Origin of the sequence: Agathobaculum sp. (assembly GCF_022775115.1) — a bacterium.
In the GTDB taxonomy this organism is placed as follows: Bacteria; Bacillota; Clostridia; order Oscillospirales; family Butyricicoccaceae; genus Agathobaculum.
In genome coordinates, this window is the sequence record NZ_JALFLA010000071.1 from 1 (window position 1) to 4,528 (window position 4,528).

Below are 4,528 nucleotides of genomic sequence, written 5' to 3' on the forward strand. Positions count from 1 at the left end.
CCCGTGCGCTGGGGAAAAATCTGTGAACCGTGTCAGTATATCCACCAGTGCTACAAGACGGGAAACGACGGTTATTGGCCGACAGCCAATGCCATTTTAAGACGAAAAAGCGGCATTGGCTGTCAATTTGCGCGGACGAAGTAGGATTAGCAAACGGATTTTTGATAAACCGGGCATTCAAAATCTTCCTGAGATGCTCCGGGGCACTCGCCTATCGCGTGAGCGCTACAAAGGTAGGTTGATTTGCCGTAGTAAGTTCCGGTGTCTCCGCATACTTCCATCTTTTCAAACTCAACTCGGACAGACACCGGCTTTTTGCTCAGTGGGCAACTACACCGATAGGTTTTTGAAACCATAGTTCCACCTCCTTCCTGCTTCCATGGTAACACATGGAAGCAGAGGGGGCAAGGAGCGATAGGGAGGTGAGCGCTTGGATCAATCCTTGCAATTTCATGATGAAATCATCTTGAGATTTAGGCAGGGTCGATTGCAGGAAGTCATTATCGACGGTATACGGCAAAATGATGTGAAAGCCTTTTCGATTGCGGCATCTCCGACGCAAGTCGCTTCCTACCTAATTGAGCATTCGACCGTATATTCAGATTCCTGAGAACAAGAACCGGAAAGGGGTGAATAACATGAAAACCATCAAGCGATACCGCGAAGAGCGCGGCATCAAGCAGATCGAGCTTGCGGCGCACTTTGGTGTATCTCAGCCGACGGTTGTCAGATGGGAGCAGGAGGGTGTGTACCCACCCTGTCAGGTGATGCCCGAGCTTGCGGCCTTCCTCGGCTGCACGACCGATGAACTGTATGAAACGAAAAAGGAGGTGAGCTGAGTTGAGCAAACAGGGTGACTTGCAATTCGTTGCAAATATTGAGAAGTATCGTGTTTTGTCAGGGCTGCCGGATCACACAGCGCTTGCCAAGCGCATCATGGTATCGCGGCAGCTACTGCACAGACGATTGGAGCAGCCGGGTGATCTGACGGTTAACGAACTGCGCCGAATTTCGACTGTGCTGGGCATGCCCGCAGAGGAAATGCTGTCACTGTTTAAGTGATGGGTGCATTATAGCATGAAAAAGGGAGGAAAACCAGTTTGTCAAAATACAGAAATATCTATCAAACTGCGCGCGAACTGAAAGGTTTGACGCAGGAAACCGCAGCTGAGCGACTGGACATTTCGGTTGAGAGTCTCGGCGCGTATGAGCAGGATCGCCGACGGCCGCCAGATAGCACGGTTTTACGAATGGCACAGCTTTACGATTTTCCGTATCTGTGCTACCAGCATATCGCAGCGGGCGATCTGGGCGGCATGCTGCCAGAGGTGCAATCTAAACCGCTGGAGCAGGCAACGATGCGTCTGGTGCGGTTGATTGGCAAGTTTGCCAAAACGGGTCGACTGGATCAGTTACTTGAGATCAACGAGGATGGCGTTATTACATCTGAGGAACGCCCGCTGCATGATGCAATCATGGCAGAACTGCGGGAGATCATGGCGACATATCTCGAATTGGATTGTGCAGCGCAAAAGGAAAGCGCCCAGAGCGGCGGCAACCGCGACTGAGCGCATACAAAATTGAACTTACATACAGGATACCGGAAAAACCCGGCGTTGTCAAGTGGCAGCGCCGGGAAAATGAGGAATATCAAATGATTATGAACCTGATTTTGACCATGCTGGCGGTGGCCAGCGTGTATCTTGCGCTGTCTATCGTCGTCGACCTCTGGATGCTCCGGGCGGAGAGGAGGCGGCGTAACACGTCCGCTGTGCGCAGGGTCAGATGTGCCACAAAGAAGGGAGGCGGCGGCCAATGACCTGCCATTTTGACGGACAGATCGCTTCGATGTACGGCGTGGACGAGGCGGTCTTTATCGCCATGCTCCAATTCTGGATTGCCAAGAACGAAGCCAACGACCGGCACTTCCACGATGGCCGGTATTGGACGTATAACTCCATCCGCGCCATGGAGCGGCTGTTCCCATGGTGGAGCAAGCGGCAAATCGAACGCATTATCAAAAAGCTGAAGGAAGCGGGCGTGGTGCTGACTGCAAACTACAACCGTGACAGCCATGACCGCACGCTGTTTTACACGCTCGACGAGAGCAAATTGCCCATTTCACCGTTTGGTGCTGATGTGTCCCCAAACGGTGACACACCCCTGCCCCCAAACGGGGACAACCTGTCACAAAACGGTGAAATGTATAAGGAACAGTTAATAACACAGTTAAAAGAAGAAGAGGAAAAGCCGAACGGAAACATTAAACCGCTGGAAGTGATGGAGCGGTATAACACGATCTGTACCGGGCTGCCGCAGGCGGTCAAGCTGACCGAAAAGCGCGCGGATGCGGTACGGAAGCTGTACGCCAAGGGGTACAGCTCGGAGCAGTTGATCGACGTGTTCCACCGGGCGCAGGCCAGTAGCTTTTGCACCGGTATCAACGACCGTGGCTGGCGCGCCGACTTCGACTGGCTGATGAACGAGAACAACATCGTCAAGGTGCTGGAGGGAAAATACGGCGGCAGTGCATCGGCTGAACCGCCGAAACCGAAAGGAGGTCAGTTTGAACAATGGTGACCAAAGCAACGCTTGACGCGGAATACAGCGTGATTGGCTGCCTGTTGGTCGACCCGTCGATTGCGGGCGAGCTGATTCATCTCACACGTCCGGAGGATTTTACAACGCCGGAACTGCGCACGGTGTACAGCGCGGCAGTCAAGCTGTTTACGGCCGGTCGCCCGGTTGATGCGGTGACGATTCGTGGCGTGTGCGGCGCAGAGTATAACGATCTGCTGATGGATTGCATGGCCGTCACACCGACCGCTTTCGGCTGGCGCACTTACATATCAGCCATGCAGGAACAGACGCGCATCACGCGGTTGCGGGAGCTGGCCGCCCGGCTGGCAGAGGTGCGCACCAGCGATGCGGGACGTGAGCTGATCGGACAAGCCGGTGAGATACTCAGCGAGCGCAACCGCACACAGGTGGTGACCATGGCGCAGGCGCTAGTGCAGTTCTACACCGAGCAGGACGCGAAACGCCGTTTTTTAAGCTGGGGCTTTGACAAGCTGGATCGCCGCTTATACTCGGATTACGGGGATTTCGTGGTGCTCGCCGGTCGGCCATCCGCGGGTAAGACCGCGCTGGCCTTGCAGATGGCGGCGCATATGGGGATCTCGTCCAGTGTTGGGTTTTACAGCCTCGAGACGAGCACAGCCAAGCTGACCAACCGCTTGGTGTCAAGCCGGTGCGTGGTCGATTTCGGGCGCATCAACCGCCGCGAAATGACGCAGGAGGAGTGGACGCGCGTCGCAAAATGGAAAAAGAATATCACGGAGACGCAGATGGAACTTATAACGGCCTCTGGCTGGGGCGTGCAGGATATTCTGTCCACAGCGCTGGCGCGGCGGCACAAAGTGGTATTTATCGACTACCTGCAGCTGCTCAAGGGGCGCGGCCGCGACCGCTTTGAACAAGTCACGAACATTTCGCTTGATCTGCATACGATGGCGCAAACGCATGGCCTGCTGGTTGTGGCGCTGAGCCAACTGTCCCGCGCAAGCACCAGCCGCGCGGATGCCGCGCCGACACTGACCGACCTGCGCGAATCCGGTCAGATCGAGCAGGACGCGGATGCCGTGCTCGCGCTGTATATCGACCCGGACAAGAACACACCCGCAAATGACCGCAAGCTGCGGGTGCTGAAGAACAAGGAGGGCACGCTGGGCGAGTTTTCGCTTGCTTTCGACGGCGCGAACCAGTCCTTTGCCGAGTATATGGACGGGCAGCGTGCTGTCGCCCGGCAAATCAAGAAAATGCAGAACAAGCACACACCTGCGTGATAAGGAGTATAAAAATGAAAACCATCAGCATTGTAAACCTCAAGGGTGGAGTGGGCAAAACCGTGACCGCCGTCAACCTCGCGGCCATCCTTGCCACCGAGTATGACAAGCGTGTGCTGCTGATCGACGCAGACCATCAGGGCAACGCGAGCAAATTCTACCGCGTCCCCGCTGAACCGTCCAGCCTGGCCGTGTTTCTCCCCGACTACCAGGAGAGCAAGGGCGCCATGGTAGAGTGGGGTTACTGCCAGCGGATCGGGAAAGACTGCGCCCTGTACCTGGAGTTGATGGGAGGAGCAAAACAGTGAATGAACTGAAAGCGAAGTATCAAGAGGCAATCGAGGCCGAGGAAAGATACCGCGACGCCCCGCGCAAAGGGTGGGTAAAACCGGGCAGCCGCAGCCGAGAAAACCAGACCATTGAGGTGCCCCGCAAAGAAGAGGAACGACTGGCCGCCGATCTGGCCTCTGCCCGTTTCGGATCATATTGCCGGCTTTATGAAAATATGGCCCTGGTAAATTACATGGAGCAGCTGGCAGAGAACGAACCGGACGCCGTGACGTGCCCCAAGTGTTACCACAAGTTTCTCCCTGGATGGATGGGCGGGAAATGCCCATACTGCGCGGCGGAGGACGCGGCCCAGGAGAAAGTGGAGGAATTACTGGGAGGCGGTGAAGCATGAG

At 55.6% G+C, this 4,528-nt stretch carries 8 protein-coding genes; all 8 read left to right on the forward strand.

The window, feature by feature from the left end; genetic code table 11:
* Nucleotides 1-638 precede the first annotated feature (638 nt).
* The 8 genes from MR935_RS08615 (at nucleotide 639) to MR935_RS08650 (ending at nucleotide 4,527) form a co-directional block, all read left to right on the forward strand.
* Nucleotides 639-839 (forward strand): helix-turn-helix domain-containing protein, encoded by a 201-nt coding sequence (locus MR935_RS08615; protein ID WP_290572766.1) that lies wholly within the window; start codon nucleotides 639-641, stop codon nucleotides 837-839.
* 1 nt (nucleotide 840) lies between these two features.
* Nucleotides 841-1,062: a hypothetical protein gene (locus MR935_RS08620; protein ID WP_290572767.1), complete on the forward strand. Its 222-nt coding sequence runs from the start codon at nucleotides 841-843 to the stop codon at nucleotides 1,060-1,062.
* A 38-nt stretch (nucleotides 1,063-1,100) separates the two neighbouring features.
* The gene (locus tag MR935_RS08625) at nucleotides 1,101-1,568 is read left to right on the forward strand and encodes a helix-turn-helix domain-containing protein (protein ID WP_290572768.1); all 468 of its coding nucleotides are present in this window, start codon (nucleotides 1,101-1,103) and stop codon (nucleotides 1,566-1,568) included.
* 86 nt (nucleotides 1,569-1,654) lie between these two features.
* Nucleotides 1,655-1,819, forward strand: a complete 165-nt coding sequence (locus tag MR935_RS08630; RefSeq protein WP_290572769.1) for a hypothetical protein — start codon at nucleotides 1,655-1,657, stop codon at nucleotides 1,817-1,819.
* Nucleotides 1,816-2,580, forward strand: coding sequence for a hypothetical protein (locus MR935_RS08635; protein WP_290572771.1), 765 nt, complete (start codon nucleotides 1,816-1,818; stop codon nucleotides 2,578-2,580). The genes MR935_RS08630 and MR935_RS08635 overlap by 4 nt, the downstream gene beginning before the upstream one ends.
* The gene (locus tag MR935_RS08640; RefSeq protein ID WP_290572773.1) at nucleotides 2,574-3,845 is read left to right on the forward strand and encodes a replicative DNA helicase; all 1,272 of its coding nucleotides are present in this window, start codon (nucleotides 2,574-2,576) and stop codon (nucleotides 3,843-3,845) included. Before MR935_RS08635 ends, MR935_RS08640 begins: the two co-directional genes overlap by 7 nt.
* Before the next feature lie 14 nt (nucleotides 3,846-3,859).
* On the forward strand, nucleotides 3,860-4,153 hold the full coding sequence (locus MR935_RS10815) for a ParA family protein (protein WP_442863031.1): 294 nt from the start codon (nucleotides 3,860-3,862) through the stop codon (nucleotides 4,151-4,153).
* Nucleotides 4,150-4,527 (forward strand): hypothetical protein, encoded by a 378-nt coding sequence (locus tag MR935_RS08650; protein ID WP_290572775.1) that lies wholly within the window; start codon nucleotides 4,150-4,152, stop codon nucleotides 4,525-4,527. The genes MR935_RS10815 and MR935_RS08650 overlap by 4 nt, the downstream gene beginning before the upstream one ends.
* Nucleotide 4,528 lies beyond the last annotated feature (1 nt).